Source organism: Streptomyces sp. NPDC087422, from assembly GCF_044744145.1.
Classification (GTDB): domain Bacteria; phylum Actinomycetota; class Actinomycetes; order Streptomycetales; family Streptomycetaceae; genus Actinacidiphila.
The window spans coordinates 975,421-998,097 of the sequence record NZ_JBIUXT010000001.1 but is presented as its reverse complement, the minus strand read 5'-3'; the positions used below and the strand labels follow the sequence as shown (position 1 = coordinate 998,097).

Sequence of the window (22,677 nt, the reverse complement as noted above, 5' to 3'; positions counted from 1 at the left end):
CACCGTGCGCCTCAACCGGATCGTGCTCTCCACCGTCCTCGTGGTGATCGCCATGGTCGCCCAGGTCAGCGTGCTGGCCCGGCTGCACCTGCCCGGCGCGGTCCCCGACCTGCTGCTGCTGACCGTGCTCGGCCTGGCCATCGCCTACGGCCACGTCGGCGGCTGCCTGGTCGGCTTCGGCGCGGGACTGCTCGCCGACCTCGCGCCACCGGCCGACCACGCGGTCGGCCGCTACGCGCTCGTGCTGTGCGTCATCGGCTACCTGGCGGGACTCGCCAAGCCCGAGAGCGGCCAACTGCGCACGGCCGCCGGACCCATGCTCGTCGTGATCGGCGCGGCCGTCGGCACCACGCTGCTGTACGCGGGCGTCGGCAGCCTCGTCGGCGACACCGCGGGCGCTCATGTGGGCCTGCCCAAGCTGGTGTTCACCGCGACCGTCTACGACCTGCTGCTCGCGCCCTTCGTGGTGCCGCTCGTGATGGCCCTGGCCAGACGCTTCGACCACGATCCGCTCACCGAGGACCCGACGGGCGGCTTCGGCGGCAGCGCGCTGCGCACCCGGCCCACCCGTACCAGGACCGGTTCCGGGATCAGCCCGCAGCGCGGCCTGTTCGGCCGGGCCAAGACGATGGCCTCGATGCCCAGGGGGGCCAGAAGGTGAGCAACATCCCGGAGACCGGGCGCACCTCCCGGGTCACGATCCGCCTGGTGATCCTCCAGATCCTCGTGGTGTCCCTGCTGCTCACCCTCGGCGGACGCCTGTGGTACCTCCAGATCCGCAACGGCCAGGAGTACGACCAGAAGGCCGCGAACAACCACATCCAGCAGGTCGTCACCCCGGCCGTCCGCGGCTCGATCCTCGACGACCGCGGTGTGCCGCTCGCCGACAACCAGACGCGCCTGGTGGTCTCCGCCTCCCGTACCGACCTGCTCAAGCAGCGCGACGACGGCCTGGCCGTACTGACCCGGCTCGCCGGTGTCCTCGGGCTGACCCCCAAGGAAGTCACCGACAAGGTGCGGCTGTGCGACGCGAAGACGCCCAAGCCGTGCTGGAACGGGTCGCCGTACCAGCCGATCCCGATCACCGACGAGGCCACCACCCAGCAGGCGCTCCAGATCATGGAGCGGCGCGAGGACTTCCCCGGCGTCACCGCCGAGCCCACCGCCGTACGCCGCTACCCCAGTCCTTCCAAGGCGAACACCGCGCAGGTCCTCGGCTATCTGTCGCCGGTCACCGACGCGGAGCTGACCGCCTCGGAGAAGACCGAGGCGCCGCTCCAGCGCTCCGACCAGATCGGCCGCTCCGGCCTGGAGAGCGTCTACGACGCGCAGTTGCGCGGCAAGGCGGGCGTGACCCGCTACGAGGTCGACAACCTCGGCCGGGTGATCGGCAAGGCGGGCGACACCCCGGCGCAGCCCGGCGCGAACCTGGTGACCAGCATCGACTCCAAGGTCCAGGCGCTCACCGAGAAGGAACTCGCGCAGGCCATGGCCGACGCGCGCAAGACGTACGACAGCATCACCCACCAGAACTACAAGGCCGACTCCGGCGCGGCCGTCGTCCTGGACAACAACACCGGCCAGGTCATCGCCATGGCCAGCGCCCCCACCTACGACCCCAACGAGTGGGTCGGCGGGATCTCCGCCAAGGACTACAAGGCGCTCAACGAGACCGAGTCCAACTACCCGCTGCTCAACCGCGCCACGCAGGGCCAGTCGGCGCCCGGCTCCACCTTCAAGGTGGTGTCCACCTCGGCGGCCGTCAACGCCGGTTACGACATCAACGGCGGCTACCCCTGCACCTCGTCGATGACCATCGGCAACCAGGTCTTCAAGAACTTCGAGAACGAGAGCTTCGGCGACATCTCGCTCGGCCGCGCCCTGGAGGTCTCCTGCGACACCGTGTTCTACGGCATCGCGTACGACCAGTGGCAGAAGGACGGCGGCACCGACCCCAAGCACCCCAAGGACTGGTTCTACAAGACCGCCCACCAGTTCGGCCTCGGCGCCAAGACCGGCATCGACCTGCCGGGCGAGGTCACCGGCCGCGTCCCCGACCGTCAGTGGAAGCAGAGCTACTACGACGCGATGAAGGACTACTGGTGCAAGCTCAAGAAGACCAGTAAGAAGAACGACCTGGCCACCGCCATCGCGCGGGAGAACTGCACCGACGGTTACGTGCTGCGCGCCGGTGACTCCGTCAACTACGCGATCGGCCAGGGCGACACGCTCGTCACGCCGATCCAGATGGCCCGGATCTACGCGGCGCTCGCCAACGGCGGCACGCTGTACCAGCCGACCATAGGGAAGGCCGTGGTCAGCGCGGACGGCAAGACCGTCACGCCGATCAAGCCGAAGGTGGCGGGCAAGCTGCCCGACTCCAAGTCGACGCTGAAGTACATCAACAAGGCCACCGCGGGCGTCGTCACGGACGGTACCGCCAACTGGAAGTTCGCCGGCTGGCCGCAGGACAAGATCACGCTGCACGCCAAGACCGGTACCGCCGAGGTCTCCGGCAAGCAGACGACCTCGTGGCTGACCACGTACACCAAGGACTACACGATCGTGATGACGATCTCGCAGGCCGGTACCGGCTCCGGCGCCTCGGGCACCGCGGTCCGCCGGATCTACGAGGCGATGTACGGCATCGAGAAGGACGGCCCGAAGATCGACGCGAGCAAGGGCATCATGCCCAAGCCGGTCGCCGCGCTGCCGAAGATCTCCGGTGACGGCGTCGTCGTGCCCGCCTCCGACACCACCTTGACGCCGTCGCAGCACGGCACGCCGGGCGACCCGGGCCCGGTGCTCGCGGCCCTCACCCCGACCCGCACCGAGAAGCTGCTGCAGGGCAGGAAATCCTGGTCATGAGTGCCACCAACAGCTACTCGATCCGCCGCTTCACCCCCGAGCGGTCCACGCTGGGCAAGCTCTTCGCCCGCGACTCGATAGCGCGCCGGATGGACTGGGTGCTGCTCTTCGCGTCCCTCGCGCTGACCGCCATCGGCACGATGCTGGTGTACTCCGCGACCCGCAACCGCACCAATCTCACCCACGGCGACCAGTACTACTTCCTGATGCGGCACCTGATGAACGCCGGGATCGGCGCGGGTCTCGCGATCGGTGTCGTCGTCATAGGGCACCGCAGGATGCGCGGCATCGTGCCGTTCTACTACGTGCTGGCGATCCTCGGCATCCTCGCGGTGCTCAGCCCGCTCGGCTCGACCGTCAACGGCGCGCACTCGTGGATCGTGATCGGCGGCGGCTTCTCGCTCCAGCCGTCGGAGTTCGTGAAGGTCGCGATCATCCTCGGCATGGCGATGGTGCTGTCGGCGCGGGTGGACGCGGGCGACCGCGAGCATCCGGACCACCGGACCGTGCTCCAGTCGCTGGGCCTGGCCGCGCTGCCGATCCTGATCATCATGATGATGCCGGACCTCGGCTCGGTGATGGTGATGGCGGCGATCGTGCTCGGGGTGCTGCTCTCCTCCGGCGCGTCCAACCGCTGGGTGTTCGGCCTGATCGCCGCCGGGATCGGCGGCGCCCTCGCCGTCTGGCAGCTCGGCATCCTGGACAAGTACCAGATCGACCGCTTCGCGGCCTTCGCCAACCCCGCCCTGGACCCGGCGGGCGTCGGCTACAACACCAGCCAGGCGCGGATCGCCATCGGCTCCGGCGGCCTGCTCGGCAAGGGCCTGTTCCACGGCAGCCAGACCACCGGGCAGTTCGTGCCCGAGCAGCAGACGGACTTCGTCTTCTCGGTCGCGGGCGAGGAACTGGGCTTCCTCGGCGCCGCCCTGATCATCGCGCTGATCGGCCTCATCCTTTGGCGGGCCTGCGCTATCGCCCGCAATGCCACCGACCTGTACGGCACGATCGTCGCCGCCGGAATCGTCGCCTGGTTCGCCTTCCAGTCCTTCGAGAACATCGGCATGACGCTGGGCATCATGCCGGTCGCGGGTATCCCCTTGCCCTTTGTGTCGTACGGCGGATCATCGATGTTCGCCAACTGTGTGGCCATAGGTCTGTTGCAGTCCGTACGGATGCAGCGGCCGATGTCGGCGTGACGCGCGGGCCCGGCCGGTCGGAAGGGGTCCGCGGATCCCGTCCCGGCCGGCCGCGCCATTGCTCGCGGGCGGGGTGCCCGGTTACCGTCGAGCATGGGTCAGCGAGTGCGCGAGACCGAACGCAAGTACGAGGCCGGTGACGGCCCCGGCCGCCCCCTGACGCCTCCCGACCTCGAAGGACTGCCGTCCGTCGCCGGAATCCGGCGCCTGGACCCCGTCCTCCTCGACGCCGTCTACTACGACACCGCCGGCCTCGCGCTGGCCGCCCACCGCACCACGCTCCGCCGCCGTACCGGGGGCGAGGACGCGGGCTGGCACCTGAAACTGCCCACCGGCGAGCCCGACACCCGCACCGAGGTCCGTGTCCCGCTGGGCGCCGCCGACGACGCCCCGCCCGAGGAGCTGCGCACCGAGGTCGCCGCGCTGCTCAGGGGCCGCCCGCTGAACCCGGTGGTCCGGCTGCGCACCACCCGGCACCGAACCCTGCTGCTGGACGCGGAGGGCGGCGCGCTCGCCGAGATCGCCCACGACGAGGTCGCGGCGTACGTGTACGCGGCGGGCGCGTACGAGGCGGGTGCTTACGAGGCGGGTGCCGACGAGACCGGTGCTTACGAGACCGGTGCCGACGCGGGGGCGGACGGCCCGAGCTGGACCGAGACCGAGGTCGAGCTGATGCGCGGCCCGCCCGCCCTGCTGGACGCCGTCGAGGAACGGCTGACGGCGGCGGGACAGCGCCGCTCGGCCTCCCGCTCCAAACTGGCCCGCGCGCTCGGCGACCGGCTCGCCGAACCGCCCGCGCCGCCCGGCACCCCCGCCACCGCGGGCGAGGTCGCCACCGGGTACCTGCGCGAACAGCTCACCGCGATCCTCGCGCTCGACCCGCTGGTGCGGCGCGACCAGGAGGACGCCGTGCACCGGATGCGAGTCGCCACCCGCAGGGCCCGCAGCGCCCTCAAGAGCTTCCGCAGGGAGCTGGACCGCGGTGCCACCGACCCGCTCGGCGCGGAGCTGAAGTGGCTGGCCGCCGTCCTCGGCACCGAACGCGACCGCGAGGTCCTCGCGGACCGCGTGGACGGGCTGCTCGCCGAGGCCGACCCCGCGCTGGTCACCGCGGCCGTACGCGACCGGCTGCGGGGCCTGGCCGCCGACAGTCACGCGCGCTCCCACGCGGCCCTGGTCCGGGTGCTGAACGGGACCCGCTACTTCGCGCTGCTCGACCGCCTGGAGGCGCTGCTCGTGCTGCCGCCGTTCCTGGTGTCGGCCGCCGCGCCCGCCCACGAGGCCGCCACCGCCGCCGTGGGCCGCGACCACCTGCGGCTGCGGCGGCAGATCCAGGCCGCGCTCGCGCTGCCGCCCGGCGACGACCGCGACATCGCGCTGCACGAGGCCCGCAAATCCGCCAAGCGCGCCCGCTACTGCGGCGAGGCCGCGCAGCCGGTGCTCGGCAAGCGGGCCGCCGCCCACACCGGCCGGATGAAGTCCGTCCAGCAGCTCCTCGGCGAGCACCAGGACAGCGTGATGTGCCGGGCGGCGCTCGGCCGTACCGCGCGGGAGGCACGGGCGGCGGGGGAGCCCACCGAGGCGTACACGGCGCTGATCGCGGCCGAGCGGGCCAGAGCGGCGGCCGTGGAGGCGGAACTGCCGGATGTCTGGCGGTCGGCGGACCGCGACATCTGAGCCGGGGCCGGGACGCGGCGGGGCCGCCGTACAGAGGCGCGATGGGGGGCGTTGCATGTGGCCGGGGCCCGGGCGCGGCGGGGCCGTGACGGATGAGCGGGACCGGGCCGCCGCGAGACACGGGTACCCTTGAGGGTCACCCAGCCCCCACGCCGCCGGCCGGGGGAGTCCCAGCCGTCTGATGAGAGTCGCCGAGATGCCTGTCGAGTCGGTCTTCCCGCGCCTGGAAGCACTTCTCCCGCACGTCCAGAAGCCGATCCAGTACGTCGGCGGCGAGCTGAACTCCACCGTCAAGGAGTGGGACAGCACCGACGTCCGCTGGGTGTTGATGTACCCGGACGCGTACGAGGTGGGCCTGCCCAACCAGGGCGTCATGATCCTCTACGAGGTGCTCAACGAGCGCGAGGGCGTCCTGGCCGAGCGCACGTACAGCGTGTGGCCCGACCTCGAAGCGCTGATGCGCGAGCACGATGTGCCGCAGTTCACGGTCGACGCGCACCGCCCGGTCCGCGCCTTCGACGTGTTCGGCCTCAGCTTCTCCACGGAGCTGGGCTACACCAACATGCTCACCGCGCTCGACCTGTCGGGCATCCCGCTGCTCGCGGCCGACCGCACGCTGGACGACCCGATCGTGCTGGCGGGCGGCCACGCCGCGTTCAACCCCGAGCCGATCGCCGACTTCATCGACGCGGCCGTCATCGGCGACGGCGAGCAGGCCGTCCTGGAGATGACCGAGGTCATCCGCGCGTGGAAGGCCGAGGGCCGCCCCGGCGGCCGGGACGAGGTGCTGCTGCGGCTGGCGAGGACCGGCGGGGTGTACGTGCCGCGCTTCTACGACGTGGAGTATCTGGCCGACGGCCGGATCTCCCGCGTCGTGCCCAACCGCAGCGGCGTGCCGTGGCGGGTGTCCAAGCACACCGTGATGGACCTCGACGAGTGGCCGTACCCCAAGCAGCCGCTGGTGCCGCTGGCCGAGACCGTGCACGAGCGGATGTCGGTGGAGATCTTCCGCGGCTGCACCCGCGGCTGCCGCTTCTGCCAGGCGGGCATGATCACCCGCCCGGTGCGCGAGCGGTCCATCACCGGGATCGGCGAGATGGTCGAGAAGGGCCTGAAGGCCACCGGCTTCGAGGAGGTCGGCCTGCTCTCGCTGTCCTCCGCCGACCACACCGAGATCGCCGAGGTCGCCAAGGGCCTCGCCGACCGGTACGAGGACGACAAGATCGGCCTGTCCCTGCCGTCCACCCGCGTCGACGCCTTCAACATCGACCTGGCCAACGAGCTGACCCGCAACGGCCGCCGCTCCGGTCTGACCTTCGCCCCCGAGGGCGGCTCCGAGCGGATCCGCAAGGTCATCAACAAGATGGTCTCGGAAGAGGACCTGATCCGTACCGTGGCCACCGCGTACGGCAACGGCTGGCGGCAGGTGAAGCTCTACTTCATGTGCGGGCTGCCCACCGAGACCGACGAGGACGTCCTCCAGATCGCCGACATGGCGAAGAAGGTCATCGCCAAGGGCCGCGAGGTCACCGGGCAGAACGACATCCGCTGCACGGTCTCCATCGGCGGGTTCGTGCCCAAGCCGCACACTCCCTTCCAGTGGGCCCCGCAGCTCGGCGTGGAGGAGACCGACGCCCGGCTGGAGAAGCTGCGCGACGCGATCCGCGGCGACAAGAAGTACGGCCGCAACATCGGCTTCCGCTACCACGACGGCAAGCCCGGCATCATCGAGGGCCTGCTCTCCCGCGGCGACCGCCGGGTATCGGCCGTCATCCGGGCCGTCTACGAGGACGGCGGCCGGTTCGACGGCTGGCGCGAGCACTTCAGCTACGACCGCTGGCTGCGCGCCGCCGAGGCCGAGCTGCCCGCCTTCGGCGTCGACCTGTCCTGGTACACCACCCGCGAGCGCACCGCCGAGGAGGTCCTGCCCTGGGACCACCTGGACTCCGGTCTCGACAAGGACTGGCTGTGGGAGGACTGGCAGGACGCCCTGGACGAGACCGAGGTCGACGACTGCCGCTGGACGCCGTGCTTCGACTGCGGTGTCTGCCCGCAGATGGACACCCACATCCAGGTCGGCCCGACGGGGCAGAAGCTGCTGCCGCTGTCGGTCGTGAAGTGACGGTCGGCGCCGCCGCGAGGTAGCGCGACACGGCCCGTGGCCCCGCACGCAGGACGCGTGCGGGGCCACGGGTTTTTTCGGGGGGTGAGAGCCTTCGGTTACGAGCCGTTGATCACGTACTGCGATCCGGGCTCGATGAGGACGCTGCCGTTGGCGGAGTTGGTGATGGTGACGTGGGACAGATTGGCGCTGCCCCGCGCGCCGCCCTGGGCGCGGATCCCGGCGCCGTTGTTGGACTTGTCGATGGTGACGTTGCTGATGGTGACGCCCGGCATGGCGCCGCCGCCGTTCTTGAACTGGATCCCGTCGTAGGTGGAGTCGGCGATGTCGGTGTCCCGGATGGTGACGCCGGTGATGTCACTGGTGGAGGCGAACAGGGTGATGGCCCCGAACTTCTGCGCCTCGCCCCAGAAGACGCCGCCGCCGCGCTGGATGCCGTTGTTGGCGATCAGCGTCTGGCCGGAGAACGGCAGCGGGTCGTGGTCGGTGGCCAGCATGATCGCCGGGTAGTTCATCGTGTCGTAGACGAGGTTGTTCTCGATGGTGTTGCCGTAACCGCCGTAGATCGCCAAACCGTTGGCGCGCCAGGGCAACTGGATGGTGTTGTTCACGAAGTGGTTGTCGTGCGCGATGTCGACGGACTGGTCCTTGACGTACTTGTTGGCCCAGACCGCGAGCGAGTCGTCGCCCGTGGTGCGGAAGGAGGAGTTGAAGACCTTCGAATTACGGGTGCCGTTGGTGAAGTTGATGCCGTCGGCGTAGGTGTCGCGGATGCGCATCCCGCTGAATTCGAGGCCGTCCGCCGGTCCCCACAGGGCGGGGATGTTGTCGTAGTCGCGGCCGACCCAGACACCGACGTTGGCGTGCTCGATCCACACGTTGCTGATCTTGGTGTTCTTGCCGAACCGGCCGTTGAGGCCCACGCCGCCCTCGGCGTTGCCGTCACCGCCGCGGATCCGGCCGGAGCCGAAGATCGCGATGTCGGAGATCTGCGTGTTGTTGTCGATGTCGAAGCCGAAGTTGCCCTCGTGCGGGTGGTTGATGCTGCCCACGGCGTCCTGCGGCTGGATCAGCGAGTAGAGCTGCGAGTACCACATGCCCGCGCCGCGGATCGTGACGTTGCTGATGCCGACCTGGTTGTACTGGCCGCGGTGCAGCGGGTCCTCGGTGAGGATCTTCTTCTCCTGGCGCCACTGGCCCGCCGGGATCCACACGCAGTTGATGAGGCCGTTCTGGTTGGCGGTCACGGCCCGCTGGATCGCGGCGGTGTCCTCGATCCCGTCGTCCGGGATCGCGCCGTACTCGGTGATCGACGTGCACTCGGCGGGCTTGGCCTTCGGCGGCGCCACCTGCTCCAGGTCGATCAGGTCGATGACGTAGAACGACGCCGTGTCGGTCGCGTCCCGCTGGAGGCGGAATTTGGTGCCCACCGGATACGTCGTCGACAGCAGCGCGTTGGACTCGTCGAACAGCCGACGGGCGTCCGCCTGCGGTGAGTTGGTCAGTGCCTCGGGGCCGTCGGTGTTGCCGTACAGCCAACTGTGCTTCGAGGACAGGGTGATCTTCCGGTTGAACGTGTTGTTGATGTAGAGGCTGATCGTGGCCTCGATGCCGCCGCCGTTCGCGGCGTCGGGGATCGAGTTGCGCACCACGATCGAGTTGGTCGGGTTGGTGGAGGTGAACTCCACGAACTGACCGGTGGTGTTCAGCCGTACCGACTTGCGGCCCGAGGACTCGGTCGCGAAGTTGGTGTGGCCGAAGGTGCGCAGCGGGTCGGTCTCCAGGAGCGTGCCCTGGTAGGTGGCTGCCTCGGCCTCGTACTCGGTGTACGGGACGGCGGCGCCGCGCCCGACCACGATCGAGCGGGAGAAGGTGTTGTTGGTCTCGTTGGTCTCGGCGACGACGTTGGTGGCGTCCGCGGTCGCGACGAGGGTGGCGCCGCCGCTGGTCGCGGTCCAGGTGCCGGTGACGTTCACGGTGACGGTCGCGCCCGCGGCGATCGCCGGGGTGCTGGTGTCGAGCGTGGTGCCGCCCACGGTGAGGCGGGTGACGGTGGCGACGCCCGTCGAGGTGGTGCCGCGGTTGTGCACCGAGACGGTGAAGGAGACGGCCGCGCCGACCGCGGGGCTGGCCGGGTTGGAGGTGATGCCGAGCACTTCGAGGTCGGGGCCCGGCGCCTGCGCGACGACCAGCTTCGTCGGTGAGGCGAGGCTGTTGTTGTCCTTGCTCTGCTCGATGACGGTGCCATTGGGGTCGACCACGGCCGAGACGGTGTAGCTGCCCACCGCCCGCTTGCCGACGGCGACCTGGACGGTGGTGGACGCACCGGCGGCGAGGGCGGCCACCGGGGCGCTGCCCGCGACGACACCGCCGACGCTGACATTGACGGTGGTCGCGGGCGACGCGGCGCTGCCGATGTTCTTCACGGTGGCGCTGACGTTCACGGTGTCGGTCTCGACCGGGGCGGTCGGGGTCCACGACAGCGCGGTGACGGTCAGGTCGGGGTTGGGCGCGGGTACGCCGATGACCTGCACCTCGGCGACCTGGCCGCCCGGGGCGCCGGAGTTGGAGAAGAACCCGAGCTGGAGGTCGGCGGCCCGGCCGGTGACCGGGATGGTCACGGTGTTCTGGTTGCTCGACGGGCTGAACGCGTAGTCGGCCCTGGCCTTCAGCGAGGTGAAGCCGGTCGCGCTCTGGCCGCGCCCGAGCACCTGGATGTTCTGCGTGCGCGGACCCCACGCGGCGTCGGGGTTGAGCTTCACGACGACGGAGGTGATGTCGGCGTCGGAGCCGAGCTTGACCGTCAGCGTCGACGGGAAGCCGTTGGACTCCCAGTAGCTGCCGACCTGGCCGTCGTTGGCGTTGGACGCGACGAAGGACTGGGCCGTCGAGGACGCCTCGATCGGCTTGCCGCGCGCCAGGTCCTTGCCCGTGCCGTCACCGGGGCCGGGATCGCCGGGGCCGGGGCCGCCGGGGTCGGTGACCGTCGTGCCGTGGATCTCCAGCTCGGATATCTGCGCGGCCGGCCACGCGGTGTTGGCCGTGATGTTCAGCCGTACGTAGCGGACCGTCGCGGCGCTGAAGTCGACCGTCACGGTGTTGGCGGAAGCCGGGTTGAAGGTGCGGCCCTGCGCGGCGGACAGCGTGCTGAAGGCGGCGCCGTCGGTGCTGCCCTGCACCGCGATGGTCTCGGTGCGCGCCTCCCAGCCGGCCGGCAGCTTGAGCACCACCTGGTCGACGGCGGCACCACTGCCGCCGAGGTCGATCTGCACCCACTGCGGGAAGGTGTTGTTCGGTCCTTCCCAGTACGTGCCCTGGTTGCCGTCGGTGACCGCGGAGGCGGGGTATCCGCCCACCGCGCCGCTCGACGAAGCGGCCTTCCCCGAAGCGAGGTTGGGCCGGTCGGCCGCGGCGGCGGCCCCGGACAGTGGCAGGAGCCCGATGGCGATCAGACCGGCGGTGACCAGGCCGGTGATCAGCCGACGGCTGAGCTGTTTCCGTTTCATGTGTCCTCTGTTCAGTCGGAACGAGAGAGCGCGGACGACGCGCGGGACGCGCGGGGTTCGCAGGACGCGAGGCGGCTCCTGCCGTGAAGTTGCATACAGATGTGAAGAATTGAGAGAGCATTGACCAGCTTTTTGCGAGTCACATGTTGCGATCGTGTCACCGGCTTGTCAACGGTTTACGCACGTCATTCGATTTGTTGACAAGACCCGCGCATCCCCAACACATGCGCGCCGCCGACGACTTGACGGGGCGGGACCTGCGCAAGGCCCCTGGCCCGCGCCGTGGCGGAGCGTTTTCGCGCGGTGCCGCGAGCCGCGCTTCGAGGCGTGCGTGGAGCCGTACTCGCAGGAGTGCTCGCCGGAGTACGTCGAGCCGCGCCCCGGCCCGCGGGCGCGGCCGTGACAGGCGGCCGTGCCACGCGCCCGGCCGCCGCCGCGCGACGTCTCCGGGCGGTATCCGCCGGGTGCCGATCCGGCTGCGGACACCGCGCGGTACGCCAACCCGCCAAGCCCTGCGGGTAGGTTCACCGCATGGCTCTGGAACACCCGCGGGGGAGCGGCGACGGCTGCCTGACCGTCGCCATACGTATGCCGGTCCGTCTCGTCGCCTTCGCCGTCGTGCTGCCGCTGCGCCTGCTCTGGGACGCGCTCGCGACGGCCGGGCGCGCGACCTCGGCCGGACTGCGCTGGACATGGCGCCGCCTGCTGCTCCCGCCGCTGCGGGTCCTCGGCGCCGCGCTCGCCTGGGCGGTGCGCACCCTGGTGGTGATCCCGGCCGTCTTCCTGACCCGCTACCTGGTCGTCGTCCCGCTCGTCGCCCTGTGGCGGTACGTGCTCGTGCCGCTCGGCTACGCCGCCGCCTGGATACTGCGCATGCTCGGCACCGGCACGGGACTGCTCGCGCACTGGCTGCTCGTCGTCCCCCTGACCGCCCTCTACGCGTACGTCCTCGCGCCCGTCGGCCGCGCCGTCCGCTGGACGCTGCTGACCCTCGGCGCGGGCCTGGGCGCGGGCGCCTCCTGGCTCGGCCACTACCTCCTGGCCGTGCCCGCCCGCTGGCTCTGGCGCTCCCTGCTGGTGCCCGTCGCGCTCGCACTCGCCGCGGCCGTCGTCTTCTTCGTGCGGTACGCGCTGGTGTGGCCACTGGCCGCGCTGTGGCGGTATGTGCTCACGCCGGTCGGCCGCGGCCTCGCGTGGACGCTGCGGATGACGTGGCTCGGCCTGCTCTGGCTGGTCAGGACCCTGGTCGTGCTGCCGGTCGGCTTCGTGTGGCGGCGCGTCGTCGTCCCGGTCGCACGCGAGATCGGCGCGGCGCTCGGCCACGCCTGGCGGGTGACCGGCTATGTCTCGCGCGCCGTCGGCCGCGGCGTCGCGTGGCTGGCTCGCGTGCTGATCGCGGTCCCCGCCGCCTGGGTCTGGAGCCGGACCGGCGCTCCCGTACTACGCGCGGTACGGGCCGCGGGCCGCTGGTACCGGCGCGCGGTCCGGCAGCCGGTCAAGGAAGCGGTCGCCGACGCCCGCCGCTCGCTGCGCGAGTTGCGCGCCGAGACCCGCAGGGCGCTCTTCGGCGATCCGGTCGGCGCCGCCGAGCGGCGGCTGCCGCCGCGGCGGGCCGGGTACGAGCCGGGGGCGTTCGGTCCGGCACCGGCGACGGACGCGGCCGACGTATCAGAGGCGCCCGATCCGGCCGACGCGCTGGTGGCGAGCGCGCACGCCACGCAAGCGCTGCCCCGGCCGGCGGCCCGCCACCGTAAGCAGCCCGGCCCCGACCTCGCCAAGCGGCGTCCGCCGACCCACCGCTGAGCGGGGGACCGGCACCGGTTCAGGGCGTTCCCCCGAGACTGTCGACCCCGGGTTGTCCACAGGGCGGGGGTCACCCGTCAACAGCAACGCGCGACGCGGCGTAACCTTGTAAAAGACAAGCGGGCCCGGTGACGGGCTCCCGGGACACGAGTACGCACGAGGGACTGAACGACACTGGGCAAGCGACAGCCCGAAGGTCCGCCGCCCGCACCGGCGGTGCAGCGCATTCGACTGCGCTACACCAAGCGTGGCCGCCTCCGGTTCACCAGCCACCGCGACTTCCAGCGCGCCTTCGAGCGGGCCCTGCGCCGCGCCGAGGTGCCGATGGCGTACTCGGCGGGCTTCACCCCGCACCCCAAGGTGTCGTATGCCAACGCCGCACCCACCGGCGTCGGCAGCGAGGCGGAGTATCTGGAGATCGCCCTCGCGCGCAGCGTCGACCCGGAGAAGCTGCGGCTGCTGCTCGACGAGTCGCTGCCCGCGGGACTCGACGTCATCGAGGCGGTCGAGGCCCGGACCTCGGGACTCGCCGAACGCCTCGAGGCGTCCGTCTGGCAGGTCAGGCTCGACGGTGTCGACCCGGCCGAGGCACGACAGGCCGTCGCGGCGTTCCTCGCCGCGGAGACCGTGGAAGTACAGCGCAAGACGAAGAACGGCATCCGCACGTTCGACACCCGCGGCGCCGTCACGCGCCTGGAAGTCGTGGACGACACGCCGGACAACGGCGCCGGGCACGACGCGGACATGTCCGAACAGGGTGCCGATAGGCCGCAGGACCGCGCCTGTGCGATACTGCGGCTGGTTGTACGGCACCTGACACCTGCCGTACGGCCCGACGACGTACTGTCCGGCCTCCATGCGACGGCCGACCTCGCGCCGCCGGTCCCCGCAGCGGTGACCAGGCTGGCGCAGGGGCCGCTCGACGAGGAGTCCGGCACGGTCACCGACCCGCTCGCGCATGATCGCGACGCTGTGACGGTACCTGCCGGGTCCGCGTAGCCACGTCGTCACGCGTCGCCGACGCACCAGGGAGCCACCCGGGTCCGGCGCCGCAGACCACATGAGACTTTCGTCGACCCGCCGACGCGGTGCCGACGAGCGACACAGCAGCTCCCGTGCGGCGCCCGCGCCCCCGGACAGCGGCACCGCGACCAAGCGGCCCGCCGCACCGGACATGGACGCGGCGCCCGGGAGCTCGACGGGAGCATTGCCCGAATGCACGACCAGACCGACTCCAACGAACCCACCCCCACATCCGAGCCCGCCGCCGAGGCCGCGCCGCCGCGCCGCCGCCGGGCCGCCTCCCGCCCCGCGGGCCCCCCGACCGACGCCGCCGGTGGCTCCGCCCCCGCCGAGCCCGCGGCCCAGCCCCCGGCTCCGGCCTCCGACGACGCCTCCGCGTCCGAGGCAGCCGCCCCGCCGCGCGCCCGCCGTCGCGCCACCCGCAAGGTCGCCGCTCCGGCCGTGACCGCCGGTGACGAGGCCGCCTCCGACGCCGCCACGGCCGCCCCCATGAGTTCCGAGACCGCCGAGAGCCTGGCTCCGGCCTCCGATGACGCCTCCGCGTCCGAGGCAGCCGCCCCGCCGCGCGCCCGCCGTCGCGCCACCCGCAAGGTGGCGGCCCCGGCCGCCTCCACCGCCGACGAGACCGCTGCGGGCGATGCCCCTGACGGCGGTACGGACACCGCCGCGGCGTCCGGCTCCGCCGCTGACGACACCGCCGCCTCCGACGAGGCCCCCGCCGCGCCGCCGCGCGCTCGCCGCCGGGCCACGCGCAAGGTGGCGGCCCCGGCCGCCTCGACGGCGGACGAGCCTGCCTCGGACGATGCCCCTGACGGCGGTACGGCCGCCCCGGTGACCGCCGAGCCCGCCGCCGCCGAGGCCCCCGCTGGGGACGCGGCCCCGCCGCGTGCCCGCCGTCGCGCCACGCGCAAGGTGGCCGCCCCCGCCGCCTCCACCGCCGACGAGACCGCCTCGGGCGATGCCCCTGACGGCGGTACGCCCGCCGCGGTGACCGCCGAGCCCGCCGCCGCCGAGGCCCCCGCTGGGGACGCGGCCCCGCCGCGTGCCCGCCGCCGTGCCACCCGCAAGGTGGCCGCCCCCGCCGAGGCGCCCGCCGCCGACGGCACCGCGGGCGAGATCGCCGAGGCCCCCGCACCCGCGGCGCCCGTGGCGCCGCCCGCCCCGGCCGCCGAGCCGGAGCCGCGCGCCCGGCGGTCGCGCAAGCGCACGGCCGGAGCCCCTGCGGCGACGTTCTCCGCGGGCGACGGCTCCCGGCGGCTGAAGCCGGGCGCGCTGGCGCCCCGGGACGAGGCCGAGGCCGAGAGCGACACGGTCACCGCCAGTGCGCACGACACGCCGGAAGAGCGCTTCGAGTACACCGGGAAGGCGCTCCAGGACGGCGACGAGTGGAACGTCGAGGTCGACGACGCGTACGAGATCCGCGGCTACGGCCAGACGGTCGAGGAGGCGAACGCCAACGCGGTGGCCGCCCTCGCCGAGGCGTTCGGCATCCCCGTCGCGTCCATCACCCTTGAGGTCAGGACCGAGGAGCGCCCGGCGCGCGGACGCCGCAGGGCGTCGCGTCCGCCGACGGCCGTCTTCCAGCCGCCGGTCTTCCAGGCGCCCACGGCCGAGCCCGTGGCGGCCGGCGCCGTCGCGGAGGAGCCCGCCGTCGCCGACGAGGACGAGACCGAGGAGCGGGACAGCGGCCCGCGCCGCCGCCGCCGTCGCCGTGGCGGCTCCGCCGCGGAGCCGGTGACCGCCGAGGCGGCGACCGCCGTGGACGTGGACGAGGCCGACCCCGACGCGGACGACGAGCAGGACAACGACGCGGACGCCGACGGCGAGCACGACGGCGATGACCGCCCGTCCCGCCGTCGCCGCCGCGGCGGTCGCCGCCGTCGCCGGGGCGAGTCCAGCGAGCACGAGGACACCGCGTCCTCCGACGACGAGGACGAGTCGTCCGAGGGCGACGACGAGGAGGACTCCGCCGACGAGTCGGCGCACGACGACGACCACGGCTCGGGTTCCAGCACCAGCCGTCGCCGCAGGCGCCGTCGCCGTCGCGGTTCCGACTCCGGCGCCGACGACTCCGCCAACGGCGGCGACGACCCGGAGCGCACGGTCGTCAAGGTCCGCGAGCCGCGCCAGAAGTCGGAGTCCGGTGGCGGCACCGGCGCCGACGAGGTGCAGTCCATCAAGGGCTCCACGCGCCTGGAGGCCAAGAAGCAGCGCCGCCGCGAGGGCCGCGAGCAGGGCCGCCGCCGCGTGCCGATCATCACCGAGGCGGAGTTCCTGGCGCGCCGCGAGGCCGTCGAGCGCGTCATGGTGGTCCGGCAGAACGGCGAGCGCACCCAGATCGGCGTGCTGGAGGACAACGTCCTCGTCGAGCACTACGTCAACAAGGAGCAGGCCACCAGCTACGTCGGCAACGTCTACCTGGGCAAGGTGCAGAACGTGCTGCCGTCCATGGAGGCCGCGTTCGTCGACATCGGCAAGGGCCGCAACGCCGTCCTGTACGCGGGCGAGGTCAACTTCGAGGCGCTCGGCATGGGCAACGGCCCGCGCCGTATCGAGTCCGCGCTCAAGTCCGGCCAGCCGGTCCTCGTCCAGGTGACGAAGGACCCGATCGGCCACAAGGGCGCCCGCCTGACCAGCCAGGTCTCGCTGCCCGGCCGCTACCTGGTGTACGTGCCCGAGGGCTCGATGACCGGCATCAGCCGCAAGCTCCCCGACACCGAGCGGGCCCGGCTGAAGACCATCCTCAAGAAGATCGTCCCCGAGGACGCGGGCGTCATCGTCCGCACCGCCGCGGAGGGCGCCAGCGAGGACGAGCTGCGCCGCGACGTCGAACGCCTCCAGGCACAGTGGGAGGACATCCAGAAGAAGGCCAAGAGCGGCAACGCGCCGACGCTGCTCTACGGCGAGCCGGACATGACCGTCCGCGTCGTCCGCGACATCTTCAACGAGGACTTCTCGAAGGTCATCGTCAGCGGTGACGAGGCGTGGAGCACGATCCACGAGTACGTCACCCACGTCGCGCCCGACCTGGCGGACCGGCTGTCGCGCTGGACCTCGGAGATCGACGTCTTCGCGACGTACCGCATCGACGAGCAGCTTCTGAAGGCGCTGGACCGCAAGGTGTGGCTGCCGTCCGGCGGTTCGCTGGTGATCGACAAGACCGAGGCGATGGTCGTGGTCGACGTCAACACCGGCAAGTTCACCGGGCAGGGCGGCAACCTGGAGGAGACCGTCACCCGCAACAACCTGGAGGCGGCCGAGGAGATCGTCCGCCAGCTCAGGCTGCGGGACCTCGGCGGCATCGTCGTCATCGACTTCATCGACATGGTCCTGGAGTCCAACCGCGACCTGGTCATGCGGCGGCTGCTGGAGTGCCTGGGCCGGGACCGGACCAAGCACCAGGTGGCCGAGGTCACCTCGCTCGGCCTGGTGCAGATGACCCGCAAGCGGGTCGGCCAGGGCCTGCTGGAGTCCTTCTCCGAGACCTGCGTGCACTGCAACGGGCGCGGCGTCATCGTCCACATGGACCAGGCGACCACCACCGGCGGTGGCGGCGGCAAGCGCAAGCGGCGCGGCAAGTCCGGCAACGGCGGCGCGGCGGGCGACGGTCACGACCACGAGCACGAGAACGAGCACGTGCTGGAGGCGGACGCGGACGAGGCCGACTCGGTCGACTCGGCCGACGAACTGCCCGAGCTGGAGCCGATCGAGGTCGGCGAGGCCGAGTTGGTGCCGACCGTCGGCGACCCCGAGGAGGAGTGGTTCGGCACCGCGGCCGAGGCCGAGGCCGCCGCCCACGGCAGCCGTGGCCGCTCCCGGCGGCGCGGCGCCCGTAAGGCCACCTCGCCCGCGGGCGCGCCGCCCGCGGCCGACCACGAGCCGGAACCGGCCGTCGTGGTCGTCCCGGTCAGCGAGCCCGTCATCGAGCAGGCGCCGGTCGCCGAGCCCGAGGTCTCCACGGAGCCCCCGGCGCGCGCCCGTCGTCGCGCCACCCGCAAGGTGACGGCTCCCGCCGGGTCTCCCGCGGTCTCCGAGGACGCCGCCGTCGTGGTCGTCCCCGCCGAGGCCCCCACGGCCCCGGTCGAGGCCGCGCCCGAGCCCGAGGTCTCCACGGAGCCCCCGGCGCGCGCCCGTCGTCGTGCCACGCGCAAGGTGACGGCTCCCGCCGGGTCGCCGTCGGGCGCCGACGACGCGGCCGTCGTGGTCGTCCCGGCCGAGGCGCCGGCCGCCGATGCCGCTGACGCGGAGCCCAAGAAGCGGGCGCCGCGCAAGGCCGCCACGAAGAAGGCCGCCGCCAAGAAGACGGCGACGAAGAAGGTCGCGGCCAAGAAGACGACCACGAAGAAGGCTGCCGCCAAGAAGTCGGCCGCGCCCTCCGAGTAGTCCGGCCCCGCGTGGCCCGCGCCCTGCCCCGGGCGCGGGCCACGCGGGTCCACCCTGCGGGTGGGCTGTGCCCCGCCGGGGGCGCGGGGAACCGCGCGCTCGGCCACCGGCGGTGGCGCGGCCCAGGAACCGGCCCCAGCGGGGCAGATGCGGTGGTCTTCGGGCTGACAGCCCGGTGGGGGCCGGTCGCGCAGTTCCCCGCGCCCCTTCGGGGCACAGGTCTCGCGGCGGGGCACCGTAGCGGATTTGACCGGGCCGGAGGCCCTCCGTAGTCTTGACCTTCGGCGTTTGTGCGCCCACTTCTGAGCAAATCCCTCCCGGTCCGCCGGGAGAGGCCCCCCGCGCACCATCGGGACGGCTGGCATCAGGGGTCCGATTTCAAGAGCGAGAGAGTGAGATCCGCGTGTACGCAATCGTGCGTAGCGGTGGTCGTCAGCACAAGGTGGCTGTCGGCGACATCGTTGAGGTTGACAAGATTCCCACGGGCAAGGTGGGCGACGCGATCGAGCTCTCGACGCTGCTCGTCGTCGACGGCGACGCCGTCACCAGCGACCCGTGGGTGCTGGCCGGTGTCAAGGTCGAGGCCGAAATCGTGGACCACCACAAGGGCCAGAAGATCGACATCCTGCGCTACAAGAACAAGACCGGCTACCGCCGTCGCCAGGGTCACCGCCAGCAGTACACGGCGCTGAAGATCACCGGCATCCCCACGGCTGCGAAGTAAGGGACTGAGGAGAGATGGCACACAAGAAGGGCGCATCGTCCACTCGGAACGGTCGCGACTCCAACGCTCAGCGGCTCGGCGTCAAGCGCTTCGGCGGCCAGGTCGTCAACGCCGGTGAGATCATCGTCCGCCAGCGCGGCACGCACTTCCACCCCGGCTCCGGCGTCGGCATCGGCAAGGACGACACGCTGTTCGCCCTCTCCGCCGGTGCGGTCGAGTTCGGCACCAAGCGTGGGCGTCGTGTAGTGAACATCGTTCCGGCCGCCTGATCCAGGCACCGTAGAGCGACACAGTTTCACCTCCGAGGGCGGACCTCGCTTCCCGACCAGGGAAGCGGGGCCGCCCTCGGCGTGTTACGTCTTGGAACGCGTGAAAGCGCGCGTACCGCACCACCCCGTGCACATCCGCACCACCCCGTACGTATCTGGAGGAATGCCATGACCACCTTCGTGGACCGCGTCGAGCTGCATGTCGCCGCGGGTAACGGAGGCCACGGCTGCGCCTCCGTTCACCGGGAGAAGTTCAAGCCGCTGGGCGGCCCCGACGGCGGGAACGGCGGCCGGGGCGGCGACGTGATCCTCGTCGTCGACCAGGACGTCACGACGCTGCTCGACTACCACCACAGCCCGCACCGCAAGGCGACCAACGGCAAGCCCGGCGAGGGCGGCAACCGGTCGGGCAAGGAGGGTACGGACCTGGTGCTGCCGGTGCCCGACGGCACGGTGGTGCAGGACAAGGACGGCAATGTGCTGGCCGACCTCGTCGGCCAGGGCACCACCTTCATCGCGGGCCAGGGCGGTCGCGGCGGCCTCGGCAACGCGGCGCTGGCCTCGGCCCGCCGCAAGGCGCCCGGCTTCGCGCTGCTCGGCGAGCCCGGTGTGGCGCGGGACATCGTCCTGGAACTGAAGACGGTCGCGGACGTGGCGCTGGTCGGCTACCCGAGCGCGGGCAAGTCCTCGCTGATCTCGGTGCTGTCGGCCGCCAAGCCGAAGATCGCCGACTACCCGTTCACCACGCTGGTGCCCAACCTCGGTGTGGTGACGGCCGGTTCGACCGTCTACACGATCGCGGACGTACCGGGTCTGATCCCCGGCGCCAGCCAGGGCAAGGGCCTCGGCCTGGAGTTCCTGCGGCACGTCGAGCGCTGCTCGGTGCTCGTGCACGTGCTGGACACCGCGACGCTGGAGTCCGACCGCGACCCCGCCAGCGACCTCGACATCATCGAGGAGGAACTGCGGGCGTACGGCGGCGGGTTGGAGGACCGGCCGCGGCTGATCGTGCTCAACAAGATCGACGTGCCCGACGGGCGCGACCTCGCCGAGATCATCAGGCCGGAGCTGGAGAGCCGCGGCTACCAGGTCTTCGAGGTGTCGGCCGTCTCCCACGAGGGGCTGCGCGAGCTGTCGTTCGCCCTGGCGAAGATCGTCGCCGAGACGCGGGCCGCCAAGCCGGTGGAGGAGTCCACCCGCGTCGTCATCCGCCCGCAGGCCGTCGACGACGCCGGGTTCACCGTCACCCACGACGGCGAGAGCCTGTACCGCGTGCACGGCGAGAAGCCCGAACGCTGGGTCCGCCAGACCGACTTCTCCAACGACGAGGCCGTCGGCTACCTCGCCGACCGCCTCAACCGCCTCGGCGTCGAGGACGCCCTCCTCAAGGCCGGCGCCAACGCCGGCGACGCCGTCGCCATCGGCCCCGACGAGGACGCCGTCGTCTTCGACTGGGAGCCCAGCATGGCCGCAGGCGCCGAAATGCTCGGCCGCCGCGGCGAGGACCACCGTTTCGACGCCCCCCGCGCCGCCGTCACCCGCCGCCGCGACAAGCAGGCCGAGCGCGACGACGCCGAAGAGGAGTACCACGGCTTCGACCCGTTCAAGTAAACGCGCGACCGGCCCCCTGGGAAGGGGGCCGGTCGGGGTGGGTCAGGCGTCCGCGTGGGCCGGGGAGGGGCGGTTCGGGTCGGGCTCGGCGAGCGCGGACGGCGGGGTGAGAATCCGGCGGCTCAGCAGGTAGGTGAAGGGGATGGCGGCTGCCGCGGCGGCCAGCGGGGCGATCTTGTCGTTCATGCCCGCCCACTCCACGAGGGCGTAGACGCCGACGCTCGTGACCACGTAATTGGTCAGGTTGGTCAGCGGGAAGAGCAGGAACTTCCGCCAGGTGGGCCGCGTCCGGTACGTGAAGTACGTGTTCAGGAAGAACGACCCGATCATGCTGAGCACGAACGCCAGGGTGTACGCGGCGAAGTACGGCATCCACGGGTGCAGGGCCAGGTAGAAGCCGTAGAAGGTGGCGGTGTTGACCCCGCCCACGAGGGCGAACCGCACGATCTGGAGCAGTTGCGGTGAGCGGGTGCCGGCCAGGCTCAACGGATCTCCATCCGGGGCAGCGACGCGCTCGTCGGTGCGGCGCCGGCCTGCCGTGCCACCCCGAAGGCCCGCGGCGCGTTCGTCTCCTTGACCAGGAAGTGCGGCCGTCGCTTGGTCTCGTAGTAGATGCGCCCAATGTACTCGCCTATCAACCCCAGCATCAGCATCTGGAGCCCGCCCAGACCGACGACGGCGACGAGCAGCGTCACATAACCGGGCGCGTCGGGCCCCTTGATCATCGCCATGACGGTGACGACCACGGCATACGCCGCCGCGACGGCACTGAGCGCCATTCCCAGATAGATGGCCAGCCGCAACGGCCGGTTGTTGAACGAGATCAGCCCGTCCATGCCGTAATTGATGAGCGCGCCGAAGTGCCACTTCGTCTCGCCCGCCTCCCGCGCGGCATTGCGGTAGTCGAAGGTGACGGTGTCGAAGCCGATCCAGGAGAAAAGTCCCTTGGAGAAGCGGTTGTACTCCGGCATCGCGAGCAGCGCGTCGACCGCGCGCCGCGACAGCAGCCGGAAGTCCCCGACGCCGTCGGTCAGTTCGACGTCCACCCACTTGTTGATCATCCGGTAGTAGAGCCGGCTGGCGGCCGTGCGCAGCTTCTTGTCGCCCTCGCGGGTGCGCCGCGCGATCACCTGGTCGTGCCCGGCGCGGTGCAGCTCCAGCATGCGCGCGATCAGCTCCGGCGGGTGCTGGAGGTCGGCGTCCATCACGACCACCGCGTCCCCGGTCGTCTCCTTGAGCCCGGCCAGGATGCCCGCCTCCTTGCCGAAGTTCCGGCTGAAGGACACGTATCGCGTGCTCGCCTCGCGGTTCTCGGCCAGGGCCCGCAGCCGCTCCAGGGTGCGGTCGGAGCTGCCGTCGTCGACGTAGCACAGCTCGTAATCGACGGAGAGCGCCGTGAGGGTCTCCCGGATGCGTACGTCGAAGAGCTCGATCACGGCTTCTTCGTTGTAGCAGGGAACTACGATCGACAGTCGCATGAGATCACTTTCGGCGC

General features: G+C 71.7%; 14 protein-coding genes. 11 read left to right on the top strand and 3 right to left on the bottom strand.

Annotation, left to right across the window (positions count from 1 at the left end; translation table 11 throughout):
* The first annotated feature begins 4 nt into the window (after nt 1-4).
* The 5 genes from mreD (at nt 5) to ACIO6U_RS04680 (ending at nt 7,863) form a co-directional block, all read left to right on the top strand.
* Nucleotides 5-661, top strand: coding sequence for a rod shape-determining protein MreD (gene mreD / locus ACIO6U_RS04700; RefSeq protein WP_391047608.1), 657 nt, complete (start codon nt 5-7; stop codon nt 659-661).
* The gene (gene mrdA, locus ACIO6U_RS04695; RefSeq protein WP_355349546.1) at nt 658-2,868 is read left to right on the top strand and encodes a penicillin-binding protein 2; all 2,211 of its coding nucleotides are present in this window, start codon (nt 658-660) and stop codon (nt 2,866-2,868) included. Before mreD ends, mrdA begins: the two co-directional genes overlap by 4 nt.
* Entirely contained in the window at nt 2,865-4,064 is a 1,200-nt protein-coding gene (gene rodA / locus ACIO6U_RS04690; RefSeq protein ID WP_355349549.1) for a rod shape-determining protein RodA, read from the top strand. The genes mrdA and rodA overlap by 4 nt, the downstream gene beginning before the upstream one ends.
* Nucleotides 4,065-4,169: 105 nt before the next feature.
* Nucleotides 4,170-5,741: a CHAD domain-containing protein gene (locus ACIO6U_RS04685; RefSeq protein ID WP_401715514.1), complete on the top strand. Its 1,572-nt coding sequence runs from the start codon at nt 4,170-4,172 to the stop codon at nt 5,739-5,741.
* Nucleotides 5,742-5,937: 196 nt separating this feature from the next.
* Nucleotides 5,938-7,863: a TIGR03960 family B12-binding radical SAM protein gene (locus tag ACIO6U_RS04680; RefSeq protein ID WP_355349555.1), complete on the top strand. Its 1,926-nt coding sequence runs from the start codon at nt 5,938-5,940 to the stop codon at nt 7,861-7,863.
* A gap of 98 nt (nt 7,864-7,961) precedes the next feature.
* Here ACIO6U_RS04680 and ACIO6U_RS04675 read toward each other — a convergent pair whose 3' ends face one another.
* Nucleotides 7,962-11,369, bottom strand: a complete 3,408-nt coding sequence (locus ACIO6U_RS04675; RefSeq protein ID WP_401715512.1) for a CARDB domain-containing protein — start codon at nt 11,367-11,369, stop codon at nt 7,962-7,964.
* A 531-nt stretch (nt 11,370-11,900) separates the two neighbouring features.
* On the opposite strand from ACIO6U_RS04675, the gene ACIO6U_RS04670 reads away from it, so the two are divergent.
* From ACIO6U_RS04670 to obgE, 6 genes are all read left to right on the top strand, one after another.
* Nucleotides 11,901-13,172 (top strand): hypothetical protein, encoded by a 1,272-nt coding sequence (locus ACIO6U_RS04670; protein ID WP_401715510.1) that lies wholly within the window; start codon nt 11,901-11,903, stop codon nt 13,170-13,172.
* A gap of 216 nt (nt 13,173-13,388) precedes the next feature.
* Nucleotides 13,389-14,171, top strand: a complete 783-nt coding sequence (locus ACIO6U_RS04665; RefSeq protein WP_355349564.1) for a TIGR03936 family radical SAM-associated protein — start codon at nt 13,389-13,391, stop codon at nt 14,169-14,171.
* Nucleotides 14,172-14,387: 216 nt separating this feature from the next.
* Nucleotides 14,388-18,578, top strand: coding sequence for a ribonuclease E/G (locus ACIO6U_RS04660; protein ID WP_401715508.1), 4,191 nt, complete (start codon nt 14,388-14,390; stop codon nt 18,576-18,578).
* Between the two features lie 403 nt (nt 18,579-18,981).
* Nucleotides 18,982-19,302: a 50S ribosomal protein L21 gene (rplU, locus tag ACIO6U_RS04655; protein WP_355348975.1), complete on the top strand. Its 321-nt coding sequence runs from the start codon at nt 18,982-18,984 to the stop codon at nt 19,300-19,302.
* 14 nt (nt 19,303-19,316) lie between these two features.
* A complete protein-coding gene (rpmA, locus tag ACIO6U_RS04650) occupies nt 19,317-19,571 on the top strand; it encodes a 50S ribosomal protein L27 (protein ID WP_031514533.1) in 255 nt (84 codons plus the stop codon).
* A gap of 168 nt (nt 19,572-19,739) precedes the next feature.
* Nucleotides 19,740-21,182, top strand: coding sequence for a GTPase ObgE (gene obgE / locus ACIO6U_RS04645; protein WP_355348971.1), 1,443 nt, complete (start codon nt 19,740-19,742; stop codon nt 21,180-21,182).
* 42 nt (nt 21,183-21,224) lie between these two features.
* On the opposite strand, the gene ACIO6U_RS04640 is transcribed toward obgE, so the two are convergent.
* Both ACIO6U_RS04640 and ACIO6U_RS04635 read right to left on the bottom strand, forming a co-directional pair.
* Complete coding sequence (locus ACIO6U_RS04640; RefSeq protein WP_355348968.1) at nt 21,225-21,668, bottom strand: GtrA family protein; 444 nt, start codon at nt 21,666-21,668, stop codon at nt 21,225-21,227.
* Nucleotides 21,665-22,660 carry a glycosyltransferase family 2 protein gene (locus ACIO6U_RS04635; RefSeq protein ID WP_355348965.1) on the bottom strand — a complete coding sequence of 332 codons (996 nt, stop codon included), beginning with the start codon at nt 22,658-22,660 and terminating at the stop codon, nt 21,665-21,667. The genes ACIO6U_RS04640 and ACIO6U_RS04635 overlap by 4 nt, the downstream gene beginning before the upstream one ends.
* Nucleotides 22,661-22,677 lie beyond the last annotated feature (17 nt).

Excerpts from the sequence above, each read along its gene's own strand:
- rodA (WP_355349549.1), top strand. The coding sequence starts at position 2,865 with ATGAGTGCCACCAACAGCTACTCGATCCGCCGCTTCACCCCCGAGCGG.
- ACIO6U_RS04635 (WP_355348965.1), bottom strand. The coding sequence starts at position 22,660 with ATGCGACTGTCGATCGTAGTTCCCTGCTACAACGAAGAAGCCGTGATC.
- ACIO6U_RS04660 (WP_401715508.1), top strand. The coding sequence starts at position 14,388 with ATGCACGACCAGACCGACTCCAACGAACCCACCCCCACATCCGAGCCC.
- ACIO6U_RS04675 (WP_401715512.1), bottom strand. The coding sequence starts at position 11,369 with ATGAAACGGAAACAGCTCAGCCGTCGGCTGATCACCGGCCTGGTCACC.
- rpmA (WP_031514533.1), top strand. The coding sequence starts at position 19,317 with ATGGCACACAAGAAGGGCGCATCGTCCACTCGGAACGGTCGCGACTCC.
- ACIO6U_RS04670 (WP_401715510.1), top strand. The coding sequence starts at position 11,901 with ATGGCTCTGGAACACCCGCGGGGGAGCGGCGACGGCTGCCTGACCGTC.
- ACIO6U_RS04680 (WP_355349555.1), top strand. The coding sequence starts at position 5,938 with ATGCCTGTCGAGTCGGTCTTCCCGCGCCTGGAAGCACTTCTCCCGCAC.
- obgE (WP_355348971.1), top strand. The coding sequence starts at position 19,740 with ATGACCACCTTCGTGGACCGCGTCGAGCTGCATGTCGCCGCGGGTAAC.